The sequence below is a fragment of the Larkinella sp. C7 genome, assembly GCF_006149005.1.
Taxonomy (GTDB): Bacteria; Bacteroidota; Bacteroidia; order Cytophagales; family Spirosomataceae; genus Larkinella.
On record NZ_VBSL01000011.1, the window covers coordinates 164,847 to 183,561 of the forward strand.

At 51.6% G+C, this 18,715-nt stretch carries 15 protein-coding genes; 6 read left to right on the top strand and 9 right to left on the bottom strand.

Annotated elements, in window-relative coordinates; genetic code table 11:
- Positions 1-35: 35 nt before the first annotated feature.
- The 6 genes from FH871_RS23590 to FH871_RS23615 all read left to right on the top strand — a co-directional run bounded on the left by FH871_RS23590 (position 36) and on the right by FH871_RS23615 (position 6,044).
- Positions 36-872 carry a PKD domain-containing protein gene (locus tag FH871_RS23590; RefSeq protein WP_138993887.1) on the top strand — a complete coding sequence of 279 codons (837 nt, stop codon included), beginning with the start codon at positions 36-38 and terminating at the stop codon, positions 870-872.
- A 24-nt stretch (positions 873-896) separates the two neighbouring features.
- Complete coding sequence (locus FH871_RS23595; RefSeq protein WP_138993888.1) at positions 897-1,802, top strand: glycosyltransferase family 2 protein; 906 nt, start codon at positions 897-899, stop codon at positions 1,800-1,802.
- 15 nt (positions 1,803-1,817) lie between these two features.
- Positions 1,818-3,125, top strand: coding sequence for a gliding motility-associated C-terminal domain-containing protein (locus tag FH871_RS23600; protein WP_138993889.1), 1,308 nt, complete (start codon positions 1,818-1,820; stop codon positions 3,123-3,125).
- A gap of 50 nt (positions 3,126-3,175) precedes the next feature.
- A complete protein-coding gene (locus tag FH871_RS23605; RefSeq protein WP_138993890.1) occupies positions 3,176-3,961 on the top strand; it encodes a glycosyltransferase in 786 nt (261 codons plus the stop codon).
- Positions 3,962-4,011: 50 nt separating this feature from the next.
- The gene (locus FH871_RS23610) at positions 4,012-4,788 is read left to right on the top strand and encodes a glycosyltransferase (protein WP_138993891.1); all 777 of its coding nucleotides are present in this window, start codon (positions 4,012-4,014) and stop codon (positions 4,786-4,788) included.
- Between the two features lie 131 nt (positions 4,789-4,919).
- Positions 4,920-6,044 (top strand): hypothetical protein, encoded by a 1,125-nt coding sequence (locus tag FH871_RS23615; protein WP_138993892.1) that lies wholly within the window; start codon positions 4,920-4,922, stop codon positions 6,042-6,044.
- A gap of 107 nt (positions 6,045-6,151) precedes the next feature.
- On the opposite strand, the gene FH871_RS23620 is transcribed toward FH871_RS23615, so the two are convergent.
- The 9 genes from FH871_RS23620 to FH871_RS23660 form a co-directional block, all read right to left on the bottom strand.
- Positions 6,152-9,973, bottom strand: coding sequence for a carbohydrate-binding protein (locus tag FH871_RS23620; protein WP_138993893.1), 3,822 nt, complete (start codon positions 9,971-9,973; stop codon positions 6,152-6,154).
- A 638-nt stretch (positions 9,974-10,611) separates the two neighbouring features.
- Complete coding sequence (locus tag FH871_RS23625) at positions 10,612-11,823, bottom strand: glycosyltransferase family 2 protein (protein WP_138993894.1); 1,212 nt, start codon at positions 11,821-11,823, stop codon at positions 10,612-10,614.
- A 9-nt stretch (positions 11,824-11,832) separates the two neighbouring features.
- Positions 11,833-12,786 carry a glycosyltransferase family 2 protein gene (locus tag FH871_RS23630; protein WP_138993895.1) on the bottom strand — a complete coding sequence of 318 codons (954 nt, stop codon included), beginning with the start codon at positions 12,784-12,786 and terminating at the stop codon, positions 11,833-11,835.
- Positions 12,765-13,940, bottom strand: coding sequence for a sugar transferase (locus FH871_RS23635; protein ID WP_138993896.1), 1,176 nt, complete (start codon positions 13,938-13,940; stop codon positions 12,765-12,767). The genes FH871_RS23630 and FH871_RS23635 overlap by 22 nt, the downstream gene beginning before the upstream one ends.
- A 22-nt stretch (positions 13,941-13,962) precedes the next feature.
- On the bottom strand, positions 13,963-14,385 hold the full coding sequence (locus tag FH871_RS23640; RefSeq protein WP_138993897.1) for a response regulator transcription factor: 423 nt from the start codon (positions 14,383-14,385) through the stop codon (positions 13,963-13,965).
- Positions 14,386-14,689: 304 nt separating this feature from the next.
- The gene (locus FH871_RS23645) at positions 14,690-15,064 is read right to left on the bottom strand and encodes an Hpt domain-containing protein (protein ID WP_138993898.1); all 375 of its coding nucleotides are present in this window, start codon (positions 15,062-15,064) and stop codon (positions 14,690-14,692) included.
- A gap of 50 nt (positions 15,065-15,114) precedes the next feature.
- The gene (locus FH871_RS23650; RefSeq protein WP_138993899.1) at positions 15,115-16,638 is read right to left on the bottom strand and encodes an ATP-binding protein; all 1,524 of its coding nucleotides are present in this window, start codon (positions 16,636-16,638) and stop codon (positions 15,115-15,117) included.
- A gap of 4 nt (positions 16,639-16,642) precedes the next feature.
- Complete coding sequence (locus FH871_RS23655; RefSeq protein WP_138993900.1) at positions 16,643-17,782, bottom strand: FIST signal transduction protein; 1,140 nt, start codon at positions 17,780-17,782, stop codon at positions 16,643-16,645.
- 425 nt (positions 17,783-18,207) lie between these two features.
- Positions 18,208-18,528 (bottom strand): hypothetical protein, encoded by a 321-nt coding sequence (locus FH871_RS23660; RefSeq protein ID WP_114406015.1) that lies wholly within the window; start codon positions 18,526-18,528, stop codon positions 18,208-18,210.
- Positions 18,529-18,715 lie beyond the last annotated feature (187 nt).

Below are 18,715 nucleotides of genomic sequence, written 5' to 3' on the forward strand. Positions count from 1 at the left end.
GTTTTTATAAAAAGAGAAGTCAAAAAGAAGGATTCATGAAAATAAGGTCAAATTCCATCATCAACTCTGTCGTGTATCTGATCACCCTCGTATTCGTTACGATCAGTTGTCAGCCCACGATTACGCCCCAACCCGTTGCTGATTTTTCGGTTGAAAAAGTGACCGGTTCGCCGGGGAAAATAAAGCTGACCAACAAGTCACTCAACGCCAAACGGTATCAGTGGTTATTTGGCGATGGGCGTGCTTCGACGGATGAAGCACCGGAAATCGAATACAAAACCGACGGCACGTATACAATTGTGTTGACGGCCAAAAACGACGTCGGAGAAGATCAGGTTTCCAACAGCATCGAGATCGGCGGTTTGGTAAAATACGTTACGGCCGGTTTTGACTTTGCACCGGTTAGCGGTTCGGCAAGCCGCATTCAGTTCACCAATAAATCCGTGAATGCCGACCGTTACCAATGGGAATTTGGCGACGGACAGGCCTCGACCGATGCCAATCCGATCATCGAATTTAAAGCCAACGGCATTTTTTCCGCGCGCTTAATTGCGAAGAATGGAAACAGCACCGATGAGGTTTCCAAAAGCGTTTCCATCACCGGGATACCGACCTCGGGTAGTGTGATGTTCTATACCAATGGCCGGGGCGACGGCTCCGATATTGAAGTCTACGTAGCGAACGCCATGCAGGGTGTTATCAATACCGTTCAGACCTCCGGCGTCCCCACCTCCTGCGGTTTGGATGGCAATGTTACGTTCCAGAATACCGACGGAAATTACAGCTTTTATGCCCAGTCGAAAAGCCGTTCGTGGTCGGGTGTGATTACGGTTAAAAATGGCGAGTGCCGCATGAAACTGTTAGCTCAATAAGTCCGAACTTCAACCTGTAAGCCCGTGAGCAATCTACTTTTACCAGACTGGCTTTCTAAACATTCATTTGTTTATTATCCGGAAAGTGTTACTTCGGGACAACTCAAGGAGTTACGCTCCCGGCTGGCCCAATATACCGTCGATAAACCGGAGATTTCCATTGTCATTCCGGCTTACAACGAAGAAGCTAACTTATTGCACACGCTATCGTCGCTGGCCGATCAGAAACTTTCCCATTCGGCAGAACTGCTGGTGGTCAACAACAATTCATCCGACCGCACGCAGGATTTGCTCGACAAGTGCGGGGTTCGTTCCATTATCGAACGCCGGCCCGGCGTGGCGTTTGCCCGGCAGGCCGGTCTGGAAGCGGCCCGGGGAATCTACATGGCCAATGCGGATGCGGATTGTCTGTATCCCTCGGGCTGGGCGGAGGCCATTACGGCGCCCCTGCACAATCCGGACATTGCCTGTACGTACGGGCTGTATTCGTTTTTGCCCAGTCAGAAATCGTCGCGGCTCGCCTTGTGGGGCTACGAAAAAACGGCGCAGCTCGTCAACAACATTCGAAACCGCGACAAGGTGTTCATGAATGTCTACGGGTTCAACTTTGCCTTTCGCCGGGCCGACGCCCTGGCGGTCGGCGGTTTTGCATTGGACAGTGGCCGCGAAGGCTCGGTGGCCGAGTTGGTAGCCGCCGGGATCAAACCCCCGCCCTCCGGGAAGTGCGAAGACGGCTGGATGTCGCTGTCGCTGCAACAGCAGGGAAAAGGCCGTACGGTTCGGGTCACCGATCCGAATGCGCGGGTGTGGACGAGCGACCGGCGGCTGATCGCCGACGGCAGCCTCACCAAAGCCTTTACGACCCGCGTCCGGCAGGCTTTCCGCGATTTGAGACTGCCCTTTTCGGCGTCCGGTACCACCCCGTCCTGATCCGAATCCCATTTTATGGATACTGATCGGACGGCGGCAGGACAGAGTCTATTTCGTAAAACCATTCTGATGATGCTCCTGGGTATGGGCTTTCTGACAACCGGTTTTGCGCAGTCCTGCAACGGCGTTTTAGGGGAAGCCATTATCAACGAGACGTTTGGCAGCAGCGTGGTCATTCCCCTGGAAGCGGGCAAAACGACGTATCAGTTTGTAGCCGATCGCTGTCCGGGTGACGGGGAATACATCCTGGCGAATTCAACCCACTGCTACGGTTCGACCTGGCACACGGTTGAAGAAGATCATACGCCGGATGACGGCAATGGGGTGATGGCCATTGTGAATGCGTCCTATGAAGCCGGTGAATTTTACAGTCAGCCGGTTCCGGCTCTTTGTCAGGGCATTACGTATGAATTTTCGGTTTGGGTTCTGAATTTAATGAACCCGATTCGGGCCAATGGCTGCAACCCAATCGAGCCGGTACCGCTGGACCCGAACATCACCATGAAAATTGAACGGGCCGACGGCAGCAGCATTCAGGTGATCAACACGGGCGCCATCGGGCGGTCTATGACGCCCACCTGGATTCGGTATTCGATTTTGTTTACGATGCCGGCGGATGGCAATACGGTGGTGGTGAAGCTGATCAACAACGGGCCGGGCGGTTGCGGCAATGACCTGGCACTGGACGATATTCAGTTCCGGCCCTGTCACCCGCTGCTCCGGATTAGCCACAGCGGCAATGCCGGTTCAAACCTGGATGTCTGCGCGAATACAACGCAGTTGGTAACCTCTTCACTGGGACCCGGTTATGACCAACCGGTGTATCAGTGGCAGGAAAGCAGGGATAGTGTGAAGTGGGAAGCGATTCCCAGCGCAACGGGTTCAACGTATGTGATTCCGGTTACGTACGCTGACAAACGGTATTACCGCCTGGTGTGTACGCAATTTCCGAATGCGATAACGGAGCAGAATACGTCCTGCAAAACCGTATCCAATGCGCTCAGCATTACGCCGATTCGGGCGTCGGAATGTCAGGGACCTAAAATTTATGTACCTGATTCCTTTACGCCCAATCAGGATGGGATTAATGATGTCCTGGCTGTTTACCACGAAGACAATGTATCGTTTGAATTACAAATTTTTAACCGGTGGGGAAGTGTCATTTTTAAAACCGACACCAACGGAATCCGATGGGACGGAATGTACCAGGAAAAGCCTTGTATGGAAGGCGTTTATCCCTGGAAAATAACGTATCAGTCGGTTGAGCCTAACCAGAAAACCAGTGCCTATATAAAAACCGGTCAGGTGCTGCTGTTGCGCTGAAAGCCGGTTGTTACATCCGTTGATCGCAACGATTCAAATTACTTAAAACTATGGAAAATCACTTTTCGGGCGTAACCTTACTGGTCACTCATTACAACCGCAGTGGTTCGCTGGAGCGGTTATTAAAGGCCTTTCAAGACCTGAACTGTTCCTTCGACGGTGTGGTGGTTTCGGACGACGGCAGCAAACCGGAACACGTCAAGGCCCTCACCGAGTTGACGAAGCGATACGATTTCCAGCTCGTCACCACGCCGAAAAACCGGGGCCTGGGCAATAACATCAACAAGGGGCAGGATGCCGTCAAAACGCCGTATACGCTCTATGTGCAGGAAGATTTTGTACCGAAAGCCGCGTTTGCAACCCACTTCAGGGACGCGCTGGACATCATGAATCAGGAGAAAGACCTCGACCTCGTCCGGTTTTACGCCTACTTCGCCTACCCCTATCTCGAACCGTATGGCAAAGGCTTCTCACGCATGGTTTACAAACCCGGCCCCTGGTATGCCAACCACCTGAAATTTTATCTATACAGCGATCACCCGCATTTAAGACGGAGCAATTTCCTGCAAAAGTTCGGTCGGTATGTGGAAGGAAAAGACGTCAATGTTACCGAATTCCAGATGTGTCTTTCCGTGATTCAGAAAAAGGGGAAAGGGCTGTTTTTCAACGAATTTACGACGGTGTTCGATCAGAAAAACTCGGCCAGCGAGCCGAGCACATTTTACCGCGCAAGCTGGCGGGAAAGCACCAACCCGTTCCTGCTTTTCGCCCGCTGGTGGTATTTAAAATACCGGCTTCTTAAAAATACGTTCGAATTAGCCCTGTTGAAAGAGTGAGCCGTTTTCTTCCACACCGAATCGAGTTACCCACCGTAAATACTGAGCCTATGGATTCCCACTCAACGCACTTTTCAGACGTCACTCTATTGATCACGCATTACAACCGCAGCGGTTCGCTGGAGCGTTTATTGCGTACATTTAAAGCGTTAAACTGTTCGTTTGATGACATTGTAGTTTCCGACGATGGCAGTAAAAAAGAGCATTTACAGGCCATTCGTGACCTGAAAAAACAGTATACGTTTCGACTCATCACCACTCCGCAGAACAAAGGACTGGCCAACAACATCAACAAAGGGCAGGAAGCCGTCAAGACGCCGTATACGCTGTATGTTCAGGAGGATTTTATTCCCAAGCCCACCTTTGCGGCCTATTTCAAGGACGCCCTGGCGATGATGAATCAGGACAAGGAGCTGGACATTGTCCGGTTCTACGCCTATTATCCGTACCCGTATCTGACGCCTTTCAAAAACGGTTTCTCCCACATGCACTACAAACCGTGGTATACCAACTATACGAAGATCTACTACTACAGCGACCATCCTCACCTGCGACGAAGCTCGTTCCTGGATAAATTCGGCCGGTATGTGGAAGGCATCAAGTCCGATAAAACCGAGTACCGAATGTGCCTTTCGTTTATCAAAAACAAAGGAAAAGGCGTTTTCCTGACGGATTTTAACGCCATGTTCGAACAGAAGAATTCCGACGATGAACCCAGTACGGTTACGCGGAGCAACTGGAAACACGAGAATACCAATTTCTTCGTCGTCTGGGGGCGCGCCCTGTATCGTCAGGTCAAGTACAATTACGATTTGCTGTTTTCCTGACTGCTATCCTCTTCATTGAACTATCCGGCCGCTTCACCAGCGGCTTTTTTCGTTTCAATGAATCCGAGGTTGGGAAGCGGGGAATTGATGGGCAACTTTGGTGCTTCGAATCCCCGCAAACAACAAACTACATGAAATCAACGACTTACCGCTTCAGCTTTACCTTGTTGACGGGCCTGGCTTTGGCCTGTACGACCCCGAAAACCGATGATCCCGCGCCGGACCAATCGTCGTCGGGTGGGAAACGCCGTCCTTCCGTTACCATCACCACCGTTGTGGGGGGCGACACAAAAGCCGGACATCTGGATGGAAAGGGTACAGCGGCCCGGTTCAGTTATCCCTCGCAAATGACGATGGACAAAAATGAAAATCTCTACGTTATCGACCAGCGGTATAGCTACACGGGTGGCAGCGTCATTCGCAGAATTGACCCGGCCGGAAACGTCACGACCTTCACCAAAGGGTTGTATTCCATCACCGACATCTGTGTCGATCCGAGGGACGGGGTGACGCTGTACGCCATCGAAAGCGGTGATGCACTTGGTATTCCCAGCGGCATTTTTCGCATTAGTGCCGACGGAAAGGCGACCCGCCTGAATGGTGGTTCTGGCCTGAATGGCTACGAAGATGGCCCGCTGGCTACGGCAAAATTCTATTCACCGAGAGGCATTGCCATGGACAAAACCGGAAATCTTTACATCGCCGATGCGCTGAACTACTGCGTCCGGAAAGTAAACCTGAGCACCAGCACCGTGACGACGCTGGCCGGCAAAGCCCCGGTCAATACGGCCCTCTGCAACTACGGCGATGGGCAGGGGAAGCAGGCCGAATTCTGCACCTTCGAAGACCTGACCCTCGACGAAGCCGGCAACGTCTATGTGCCTGACTGGGGAAACCGGCGGGTGCGAAAAATTACGCCCGACGGAACAGTATCTACGTACATCAATTTCGGGTCTGGCTACGGCAAGGATTGCCCGCGCAGCCAGGCAACCGTTTTCCAGCCGTACCGAACCCACTATGACACGGCCAGCAAGCAGTTATTCATCGTGGACGACACGGGGGAATCACTGGATGTCGTCACGCCGGATGATTATGTATACAGCCTCTCCCACAACACCGTGTCGACCGATTACGCCGAAAACCGCCCCGGGTTCTCACACGGCATCTTCGGAGTGGCCGTCAATCAGAAAGGCGACGTATTCATTCTCGACAAGTTCAACCACTGTATCCGCAAAGCAACCATCCGCTGGAACTAAACGGGCAGCATGAAAAGAAGCGGTACCGGGTGATCCCGGTACCGCTAAATGCATAGTTTATGATCAGGCAGGAAACGGCCCCCGCCTGTTTCTCCACAAAAACCGCCCTATTTGTTTGCTTTCAATACTTTCCGAAAGGTCCGCTCGTTGCCCTGTTTGATTTCGAGAATGTACATCCCCACCGGCAGGGTCGACACGTTGATTTCCCGCGAATAACCACCCGACGATTTCACCCCGTTCACCTGCTTGTGCAGGGTTCCCATGCTGCCGCTGAACACGTTGATTTCGACGGGTCCGGCCTGTTCATTGGCCACATCGACCGTAACAACATCGACGGACGGATTGGGATATACCCGAACCGACTGGCTCAAAGCCTTGTCCGTCAATTCCGCCGAGCCCAGCCGGGCCGTTGCGGTGGTCGATGTTGCCGTCGTCACCACCTGATCGGAGGCAATCACGAAAATTGGCGTTTCCGTCACCGTTAATGTCACCTTACCGGCAACCGTAGGAATCGTCTGAACGTCAGCCGTATCACGTCCCATTTGGGGTGTATAGACTTTGGCATGTCCCGCCGTTCCCAGATCCAGCGTATACGACGCCGTCCGGCCCACTTCATCCGGCACCACCAGCACGTAGGCCGACTTGCCCTGGTATTCATACCGGTCGACAATCGGATTGGTGCTGATCGTCTGTTTGTAGGTGTACTCCCCTAACAGCTTGTTGGCCTGGAAAATAAAGTCAGCCGCCGGTTTGCGCGTGAAGTCCTGGTTGATCAGACCGGAAGAACCAAACTGCGTCGGATTCAGGAAGTTATCATCGTACATCTGATAGAAGAAAACCCGCTCCACCCCCGACCGGGCGTAGAACAACGCCGTCCGCAAAATCCAGTCGGCCTGGGTCTGGTATTCGTTTTTGTTGCCGATCGGAATGGCTTTCAGCGGACTGCCCTGGTTGGCGTCATAACCCGTTTCGGTGACCCAAACCGGCATATCATACGCATACTTGTGAGCGGCTTCCACAAATTTCTGTACCACATTCACCGCTGAGGAAATCTCGGGAGCCGCGCCCCGCGAGGAGGTTCCACTTTGTGACGAATTGGAATTGTCGGGATACAAATGGTAATTGATCACATCCCAGCACAGGTTGACGGTGCCATCGGGTTTGTAGCCCCGGTATTGCTTGCACCAGTCGATCATGCCCAGCAGGTAGTCGGGTCCGGCATAGGCTGAAGCCATCCCGCCAATTACCACTTTCACATTCGGATCGGCATTCTTCACCCCAACGCCCGGTCCCATGGTGTTTTTGTGACCATCGTAGAAAGCCGACAGGTTGGCGGCATACTCACGGGCGGTCTGGTACCCTTTGCGGCCTTTCCACCATTTGTCGCGTTCGTTGTCGCACTCGATGTACTTGATCAATCCCAACCCGATTTTCACCGTATTGACGGGATCACCGGTCCAGCGCGGGGTGCTGTTCACACTGACCAGTGCCGGATTTACATTCGGGTTGGAGCCATACCGGGCCATGTACTGAAACGCGACTTTGGCCTGATCGATGTACGAAGCCGGGTTGGTGAAGTCACTCCCGAAACGCAGCGGCACATTTTCCGAATCCCGCTGGTCTTCCGGGTACGTCGCCAGCATCCAGCCCGGCAGGGTTTTCAGACACGCCAGCACCTCGATGCCCTCGGCTTTGCAGCGTTCATAAATGGCGTCGTAGTTCCAGCCTCCGCTGTGGGTCGGGTTGTAGGTAAACTGGCCTTCGTTGGCTTCCAGTTTCTCCCAATCCATGTAGTGCCGAATACCCCGGAAGGTTTTGACCGCTTTCATTTTCGTCTCGTCGATGATGTCCGGGTTGCGTCCATCTTCAAAATCCCACTCGAAAGCGTTGGCGCCAAACATGCTTTTCAACTGAATGGACTTCTGCGGAATCGGCGTTACCGGAACCGTCGTCGGCGTGTAGCTGCCATACAGTTCCATTTCGGTCGGATAGCCCCACCACGCATTCAGCACCAGATACCGGGCATTGCTGATGGGTGCATCCAGCTTGAATTTAGCATCGCCGGTTGTTGGCCGGGTCGGATACGGCCCCACCCAGCCGTTGTATTCCTGCCCCGTAAAGGTCGCAATCGGGATAATTTGCCATTGATCGGTAATGACCGACAGCGTCATCGGATTATCGGTCATCGTGCCGGAGCCATCAAAAAACTTGATGCTTTCGATGGTCATGGTTTCCCCGGGCTGCAGCGGATAATAGGCATCGAAGTTGCTGAGAACCTTGCCGTACCCCGTGTTCACATCGACATTCGTTACGCCGTCGAACAAGCCTTCCAGGCCATTGTTGACGTTATTGAGCTGGTACCAGCGTCCGGCTTCGATCGGAATTTTAACGGCGGTCGAAGAGGTTGGTGGCGTGGTTGGAGCCGGCTGAACCACGAGGGTTCTCGCCACATTTTCGGCCGCAATGAAGTTTGCATTGCCGGTTTGGGAAGCCGTAATCGTTGCCGTCCCCGCTCCGGTTACGGTCGCTTTCCAGGAACCGGTTGCATTGGAAACGGAAACCACCGCCGAATTGGACGAAGCGAAGGTAATGGCGGTTTCGGTGTTGTTGCTGCTGGCCGTTAGATTGAAGGGCGCGTCGCCGACGGTTTTGTTCGACAAAGCGGCAAAGGTGATCACCGACGGCACCGCCACGGGTGCGGTTGGCTGCACATCGACCCAATTAAAGTTCCAGTCACCCTTTACGGCGTAAATGCGCAAAATCTGGTTTCCGGCGGGCAAGGTAGCCGTGCCGCTAACGGTCGAAAAACTTTGCCAGCCGCCGGTATACGGGATGTCTACCGTGGTCAATACCGTTCCCGTAGCGGTTCTCACTTCGATTTTGCCATCACCGTATTGTTTCGCGACGCGGAAATGAAAGGCATAGGGGCCAGCCGACGCCACATTGACGTTGTAGTCCAGCCAGTCGTTGTCGTCGATGCGACCCACATTCAGTCCACCACCCGCATCGGAGGTCGTTTCGGTTTGAATACCGCGCATGTCGGCATACGTTTCCGCTTCAATTTTGCCGGGTATTGCGGTTGCACCCTCGACCTGAAACCAGTTAAAATTCCAGTTTCCGGCCACCGCCTTCAACCGCAGAATCTGTTCTCCCGCGTTCAGGTAAGCCGTTGTCGAAATGGTTTGCCAGGCCTGCAAGCCCCCGGTTTGCGGCACACTCAGCGTCGTCAACACCGTGCCATTGAAGGTTTTCAGTTCAATTTGGCCGTTCCCCCACCCATTGGCAATCCGGAATTTAAGGGTGTAAACACCGGCGGATGCCACCTTGAGGTGGTAGTCCATCCAATCGTTGTCATCGATCCAGCCCACATTCTGTCCACCACCCGTATCGGCCGTATTTTCGGTTTGAATACCGTTCATTCCCGCAAAGCTCTCGGCTTCCACCCGGCCCGGAACGGGCGTAAAAGCGGATAAGGTCGTGATGGGCTGGCCAAACGCTTTGATCTTTTGCGGAATGTTGTTGCTGTATTTATGAATGACAATGGCGTCGGCAAAAACCGCCTGAGCCAGCGGCATGTCGATCCAGGTCATGTAGGTGGGTCCTTCGAAAGTACCGAGCAAAATTTTCTCGGTGCCATTCACGGCATAAATCGATGCCGGTTTATCGGAAAACACCCCTTCCGCGTCGAAAAAAGACAGGCGGCTGATGAGGGCTTTCTTTTCCAGTTTCAGTGTCACATCCACCCACTTGAAGTTGTTCGTCCAGGCCTGCGCCACCAAACTGTCGGTGTTGTCGTTTAGCCAGGGCGAATAATCCTGACCTGTTTCTTCACTCGGCGTCACAGACACAAACCGGATGCGTTCTTCCGTCTGCGCAAAAAGTACAATTGATGTGATGAAACAGAGAAGCGTCAGTACAGTTTTTTTCATAATTACTTGCTTAAATGGATGTGTTATGAAATATAAAATTTGACAGAATGAAAGCGGATGTGCAATAGAAAAACAACTATTTAATCTAACACTTTCAATCAAATATACCTCAGAATCAGCAATATAGTTTAATGATTTTCATCATGAAAACAGCCTGCACGATTATCAGACATGAAAATATTTTTGCAAATTTTAAGTAGTTGATTTAAATAACAAGAATAATATCCCTTCGGATTCTAAAAATAAAATCGCAGAAATAGGAAATTATTTTTGCAAATTCTTTCAACTATTTTTTACATTTTTCGGATTTTTTTTGGCGCTCAAAAAATATCCAAACAGAATACGTAAAGCAGCAGAAAATTTAAAAAAAAAGGGAAGACGGTGCCTTAGGCGTTTTTATGAAGAATGAGGGGCAGTCCGAATGATCCCCGGCGCATTTTTCTTTACGAACCGGGAGGTAAGTATTAATGCGTAGTCGAGGTTGCCCGAAGAAGGGTAAATGGACGGTCTACTTAAAAACCAATTGAAGCCAAATGCACCCTATTGGAATTTTTATACTTTAAAAGGTCAGCAATCAGATCATGCTTACCGGATTTTATGCCTGATTTTTATACTTACTTCATAACCGTTTTTACAGACTATAGCCCGTACGTACGCTCGACTTCACCCGCCCGGCGAACCTTCTCCCAAGTACCCGATTGGTTGCCTTTTAAATACCGGACTAAACCGGCCAGCGCACAGACATTCATGAAAGTGAAATAGAACGGAACAAAGAGCAGTTTCCAGCGTAGATTCTTTTTTTCGAGCCGGTAACCGACCCAGGCAGCTGCATAGAAAATACATTGAAGCACGAACAAAACCGTCCAGCCATACTGCCCCGACGGATCAATCCCCAGTTCCCGAACCGCCAGCCAGGCGTTGGCCAGAAAAATCAGGGGCAAACACAGGGGTGCCACGGCCCACCGCATCGCCCGGTGCGACACATACTCGAAGGTCAGCCAACCGTAGCGAAAAATATTCAGCAGGTAGGTCAGCCGGACAATGGACTGAAAACCACCGGCCGCAATCCGGATTTTCCGTTTCTGCTCATCCACAATCGAAAACGACGGACGTTCCATCGCGTAGGCATCCGGCTCATAGGCAACGCGGTAGCCCTGTCCGGCAATTCGGAGCGAAATGATGAAATCATCTAAAATGGTGTCGGTTTCAACCGGCTCATACAAGTCCGTCCGCACCGCAAACAACTCACCGGCCGCACCGACGATGGTGTGCAAATCGGAATCCAGACGCTTCAGGAACGATTCGTATTTCCAGTAAAGTCCTTCGCCCGAACCAGCCGCCGACTCGCTGTCGTTCGTCAAAATTCGTTTTTCACCGGCCACCGCTCCCACCTTCGGATCCCGAAAATGGCGGACCAGATGCTGCACGGCCTCCGGGTTCAGAATGGTGTTGGCATCCGTAAAAATGGCCAGCGGGGTTTTCACCTGCAACATGGCGCGGTTCATGGCGGCCACCTTGCCCCGGCGTTCCGTGCCTTCCATGATTGCCACCCGGTTACCGTATTTCGAACGCAGGAAATCTGCCGAACCGTCGGTCGACCCTTCCGTAACGAACAGAAAATGAAGCTTATCAGCGGGATAGTACTGCGCAAACGAGTTCGCCACCTTGTCGGGCAGACACGACAGTTCGTTGTAGGCCGGCACGATCAGCGTGACATCGGGCGCAAAAACCGTATCGGTTTTCAAGGCGGGCCGACGCCCCCGGATTTTCACCAGAAGCCACACCAAAATACCGTATCCGACGTACGTATACACCACGAGTCCTGCGCAGACAACCAGAAAAATTTCCATAGTGATTCGTTAAGTAGTCGCCACCACGCGCGGCAGAACGTCTTTGGCCGGGTGGTGAATTTTGTTGCTGAAATGCCAGAGAACCGCGTTTTTCAGCGCGATGAGGTAGTTTTTCTGCCGCTTGATGGCGTAGAGAAAAGCCGCTTTGGTGAGAGCAAAGCTGAAATAGTAGACACAGAAAAAAAACAGGGGAAAACCGCTCACGTTTCTTCGCATGAACAACAGCCGGTTTCGCGTATGATAATAGACTTTCAGCGGATTGGTTTTGCCCACACTAATCGACTCCTTGTGGTAAATCAGGGCCGAAGCCTGGTAGTAGATCTGAAAACCGGCCCGCTGAATCTGCATCGACCAGTCCAGTTCTTCATAATAGAGAAAGAACGACTCGTCCATTGCGCCCCCCTCCTCCACGGCCCGGCGGCTCACCATCATGGCGGCTCCGTGGGCAAAAGCCGTCGGCCCGGATTGATCGTGTTGCCCGCGGTCGGTTTCACCCAGCCCAATGGACCAGGTGCGGCCGGTATAGCGGTTTAGCGGGTAATAGCCCGCGTACTGAATGATCGCCGGATGGTCAAAAAAACGGATTTTGGGGCACGTAATGCCAATCGTCGGATCGGTTTGGAATGGCGCCAGCAACTGATCGAGCAAGTCCGGCGTCACCTCCGTGTCGTTGTTCAGGAAAAAGAAATAATCGCCTTTCGCGTGTTGCATCCCGAGGTTGTTACCGCCCGAAAAACCGAGGTTTTCGGGGCTGACCACGACCTTCACGTTCGGATAATTCCCCTGCCGGATGCGTTCGGTGGGATCTTCGGCAGACGCATTGTCCACCACGATAATTTCAAAGCGGGGGTATTTTAACCGCCGGGTCGATTCCAGCAGTTCGCACGTCACCGCGGCCTGGTTGTAGTTGATCGTAATCAGCGAAATCAGCGGCACGCTGGCTACACGTTCTCCTTTTGCCATACCGCCTTCAGGGTTCGTATTACAATCATCAAGTCCGTTTTGAACGAGTATTTTTTGGCGTAAAGCACGTCGAGCTGGATGCGTTCCTGATCCGAAACGGCCGCTCCTCCGCGTTTGGTCACCTGCCAGAGTCCCGTTAGGCCGGCCGGAGCCGCAAACCGCCGGGCATAGCCCGCAGCCGTTAGCTTTTCGGCTTCGTAGGGCGGCAGCGGCCGGTTACCGACAAACGACATATCCCCCCGGAGAATGTTGTAAAACTGCGGCAGTTCGTCGATGCTCGTGTTGCGCAGCACCTTGCCAAGCCGCGTCACGCGGGGGTCTTCCTTGAACTTCGAAAACATGGCCTTGGCTTTTTCGGCCCGGAAATGGACTTTTTCGCAAACCTGCTTATCGTCCAGAAAAAGCGGTTGCTGGCACCCGGTTCCGGCGCGTTGGCAGGTGTCGCAGAGCTGATCCGTTGCCTCTTCTACTTTCGCCACATTGTACATGTTTTTGGAAGCCATGCTCGCCAGCATCTGGTCGGCATCCGTGCGCATGGTTCGGAACTTGTACATATTGAACACCTTATACCCCATTCCGACCCGCTTCGAACCGTAGAAAATGGGGCCTTTGGAGTCTAGTTTTACCAGAATGGCGACCACCAGCAGCAGGGGCGAAATCATCAACAGGAGGAAAAACGACAGCACGATGTCGAAAACCCGTTTGCCGATTGGCATCCGAACCTGAACGGGCTTGTGGGCATTTCCGCCGGTTTCGGCATACTGTTTTTTCAGAACCAGGTACGATAACCGGGTCTGAAAAGCCGCTTCGGAATAACCGTAGTGGAACACATCGATGACGCGCCCCCGAAACGGTTCGACCGTCAGGTCGATGGGAGTTGGGGAATCGCCCGTCAGCAGAATGGTGGAGAGTTTTCCGGAACGCGGGCTGGTCCGAACAGCATTCAAAAACGCCCGGCTGTTCAGCCGGTCGTTGAAAACCACCAAATCGACCGCTGGCTCGGCCTCCAGAAAAAAAAGGGCCTGCTCCTGACTCGTTACCACCGTAATGGATGCCGTCTCACCAAATGCCTGACTAAAATCGGCGGCCATCTGGGGATCGTCCTCGACGTATAAAACCCGAAACGTTGTTCCGTTCGCTAAAACCGTCAGCATACAAAGGGAGGGCTAAAAAGAATCAGTAAGTCGGTTTGGTTCCAGGTGCCGAGGTGGGTTGCGGATTGCCCCTTCGGCGCAGAATCGCATTTATTTTCGCCTTGACTTCCAGCGGATTAAAGGGTTTGATCATGTAATCGTCGGCCCCCTGCTCCAGACAGGCGATTTTGGTCGCACTATCGGTAAAAGTCGACAACACGATGATGGGCACCTGCGTCAGCAACGAACTGGCCCGAATGGTCCGGATCAGGTCCTGCCCGCTCAAATACGGCATCTGCAGGTCAGTGATGATGATGTCGACCGGATTCCCCGCTTCCAGCCAGTCCATCGCTTCAATGCCATTGTTCAGCGTCGTGACCTCAAACTCAGCTTTCAATGTATGACGAAGAACTTTACGGATGTACGTATCGTCTTCTACAACCAGAACATGGTATTGGTTTTCCATAAATTATCTACGAATCGTACCCGTAAACGAAGAATGTGTCGGCAACAGGTAGTTATTCAAATTTACTATTTAAAGCACCAGTAAACAGCACCGTATACTAACAATACGAAGTAGTAACAAAAATCATACTACAAATCGAAATTTCATTAAATTTTGTCTGATAAATAAAGGCCAATTCGTAGAATAGTCTTCCTTTTTCGAAGGGAAAGAGTTATTTTAATCAAAACTTAATAGTCTACAGTCTGAGTATCTGCACTCCGACCGGATCTTTTTGGCATATGAACAGGTCGTTCTATAATCCTTTTTATTTTGTCAATTGCTGCAATTCGGTTTTCAATACCGGCTGCATATGTTCCAGATTTTGTATGAAGTTACGATAGGCATCCGGGATCATTTCATAATCCGGTTTTTCCTTTGCCAGCCGTTCTATAACCTCCAGTTGCTGTTCCAGACGGGTGAGTCCCACCATGCCCAGCCAGGGCCTCAACTGGTGGGTCATTGCGCTTACGCCCGGCCAGTCCTGCACTTCTATCAGGTTCTCCAACACCTGAAAAGCGGGAACGACTTCATCCAGAAACATTTCGATCGATGAAATCAGGGTTTCAGTATCGTCTTCATACAGTTGCAGCAGACGGGCGCGGTCCAGTTGATCGAAGCCTTTATCGGCGGAATGGGTCATGTCTACCAAAATAGGATGTGTTACAGTGGGGCCGGTTTTTCCGGTATTCGTTAGTTGAGCCGCTGGCAATACTTGGCAATTTTCTGAAACAAATCGTTGGGATTGAACGGTTTGGTCACATAATCGTTGATGCCCGCATGAATGGCGCGGTCGCGGTTGCTATACGTGGCCGAAGCAGTCAGGGCAATCACCGGAATTTTGGCGTCAGTTTCCCGAATGTGCTGCGTCGAGGTGTAGCCGTCCATCACCGGCATCTGAAGATCCATCAGAATGAGGTCGTAGGAACCCGCCAGAAATTTTTCGACGCCGATCTGTCCATTCTCGGCCACATCCACCAGAACCCCCCAGCGACTCAGGAATTTGAGCGCAACTTTCACATTGACCGGATAGTCTTCCACCAGCAACACCCGAACGCCTTTCAGGGTCTGGTCGTTGATGGCATCGGGAAGAACATAGGCCTGTTTCACGGCGGAACTGATGCGCAAATCAAGGGTAAAATGAAACTTCGCCCCTTTTCCTTCCTCGCTTTCCACTTCGATCTTGCTGTCGTGCAGTTCGAGCAATCGCCGGGTAATGACCAGCCCCAGCCCGGTTCCGCCAAACTGCCGGGTCGTGGCTGAATTGGCCTGGGTAAACATCTCGAAAATGGCCTGCTGTTTTTCGGGCGCAATTCCGATTCCGGTATCCTGCACCGATACATAAATGGAAGCCACTTCGTCGTCTTTCTGGAGCAGCGACAGTTCGATGGTAATCGTGCCTTTTTTGGTGAACTTGATGGCGTTGGAAACCAGGTTGGACAATACCTGTCCGATCCGGAGCGAATCCCCAATCAGCGAATCGGGAATGTCGTCGTCCACCATCAGTTTGATGCGGGTTCCGTTTTCCTCGGCTTTGAACTGGTGGGCGCGTTTGATATTGGAAACCAGGTGTTTAAAATCGAAGTTGGTTTCTTCGAGTTCCACTTTTCCGGCTTCGATTTTACTGAAATCGAGAATGTCGTTGATGAGCGCGTGCAGGTGTTCAATCGAAAATTGCAGCGTTTTGAGGTTTTCGGCCAGGGCAGGCGGCACTTCTTCCTGGCTCATCAGGTATGTCATGCCGACAATGCCATTGAGCGGTGTCCGGATTTCGTGGCTCATCATGGACAGAAATTCCGATTTTGCCAGGGTGGCATTCTCCGCAACTTCTTTTGCCGACCGCAGTTCAAGCTCGATTTGTTTGCGGTGTTCAATCTGTTTTTGCAGAAAATCGACCAGTGAAACCAGATTCTCAGGGCCAAATTCCGGCATTTCATCCCCTTCCGGAATTTCCATCGACTGGATGGCTTCGATCAGTTTTTCTTCCGATTGCCGGCGCTGGCTAATTTCCTCCTTGAGCTTCTGGTTGATCGTGGCATATTCCCGCTCGTTGAGAAATGACGAATGCTCGAACAATTCCTTGTCGCGGTCAAAGTTTTGATACGATTCATTGACCGCCTTGACAAACTGCTGAAACCGCTCATGCTGCAGACACTCTTCCGTCAGGTGTTTATTGATTTGTCGGGCCAGCAGTTTATGGAAATTCGTGGTGTCCATAGTGTCAGTTTTCAGAAAAGACCGTCACGGTCATCGTTTGGTTGTGTAGTTCGCAGCGGGTACTGGACTGCAAGGGAGAAATTTCTCCGTAGGAATAAAAACCTGTCATCACCGCATCGGTTCCAAACACTTCGCGGGCGGCTTCAACCTCCTCATCGGTTCGCTGCCCCAACACCAGCTTCCGTCCTACACAGCTAATCAGGATTACCAGTTCGGGCGCAAAGTTGAGCTGGGTCAACGAGGTGTGTGCGGCCTCGGCCGACGCGTCGATGAGCCGGTCAAAATTTGCGGTCATAAACCGTACAAGGGCCTTTTCGGGCATCTCACCCGCAAACGTCATGCTTTTGGCTTCTTCATCGATGGCCAGAATGGTGCGCACCAGCGGTTCCGATCCGGCCGTGGCCCGAATGGAAAGGGGGAAAAGCAGAGCCGCCGAGGGCAGACTTTCGGCGTATTTGCCCAGATACTCCTTGTATAAATCCAGCGCGTGTTTGCCATCGATCTGGTACAACACATTGTAGGTCGCCTTGGTCACTTCGCGTTCCGGCCCGAAAACATCCCAGCCGCCCATCGATCCATGCCCGATTTTCAGTTCCGTGCCGTAAAAACCGATTCCGACAATTTTACCCGCAGCCGGATCTTGGTTCAGGCCCACGAGCGTCCGTTCAAACCGGGCGGCATCCCCGGCCAGTCCTCCAGAAATGGGAATGTGCCGTTTCAGCAATTGATTGAGTGCTTCGGTCAGGTCGCTGCCGTTCACCCAGCTTCCATCGGAAATTAGAAAAATAGCCGCCAGATCAGGTTCGTCCAGTTCCCGGGCTATTTTTTCGCCCGCCTGAAAACTTTCCGTGTGTTTACGAATGTCGATCTGTACGGTTCGGACCCGCGTTTTTTCAAACTCAATGGCAGTGGCTATAACCGATCCGTCATGAACTTTATCGAGGTAAATTTCGCCAGCCGTGGAATTGATCACGATGTCGGCTGCCGGATAGCGTTCGCGAAGTTGTTCGTAAACGTTTGATTTTTCCAATAAAAACCGTTCACCAAATGCCAAAACTAACTGGGCATTATCAGCCAAAAAACCCGGCGTTTCCGATAAGGACGACCACGCCTGGTTTTTAAAAACAGATTGATTCAGTTTCATTCGTGTGTGACAGTAAAAAGTAAGGTGGGTAAGCCGATACGATCCATTTCAAGAGCAAAATACGCAAGTAGTTTTCCCTACAAATAGTATACTAATGGTAACTTCCGGATAAATAACGGTGAATTTTTTTCTGATTAACCCTACTTTTCCCAAACCGGCCCGTCTCTCTTATCCTCGTTCTACAAGTCCGATGCCGTAAATTCTGTCCGGGAAAGCATGGTTATTCCGAAAACAGCACCAGCGTTTTGAAGCAGAATCCAAACGAAAAAAAAGAGGGGAAATCAATCAGAACAACCTGTAATTGTCAGACAACTACAGCACAAATATCGTGCTAATTTCGATACAAAATTTAAGGATTTACTTATTTCTTTTGTGTCAGCAGGTAAGCCTGCAGCGGGTAGCTAAACGATAAGGAATTGTACTCACTACGACTGGGTTTCGAGGGGTAATTCGGTCTGGTAAATATCGGCAAAACATTCCTGCAGTTCGTGAACATAGTGCAGATACCGGCGGCTGCTGACGCACAGCCAGCAATTGAGACCGGGGACTAATTTCAGATCCTGAAAAAACCAGAAGTGACGGGCGGCATCGGGACGAAAGCCGAATGAAGTCAACCATTGCTTGGTCAACCGAATGGGCTGGGGACGGTGGTGTGGCAGAATTTCCTGCAACAATTTTTCAGTAAACAGCGTCGGTTCATTTCCGACGTAATAGTATCGGCCAACTTGTGGCGGGCTGATTTTCATGGCATGGGATCGGTAAAATCACGAACACACAAAAGTAGAGGGTTTATTTCAAATACGGCAAGTGAATTAGATCGTGAAAGTTACTTTTTTTTACAGTTTTTGTCACCATTTATTCACTAACGGTATAATTCCGCCTATTTATCTACGGTTTTGGCGTTTTTTATTCTGTGTCGAGCGGATTCTGGCA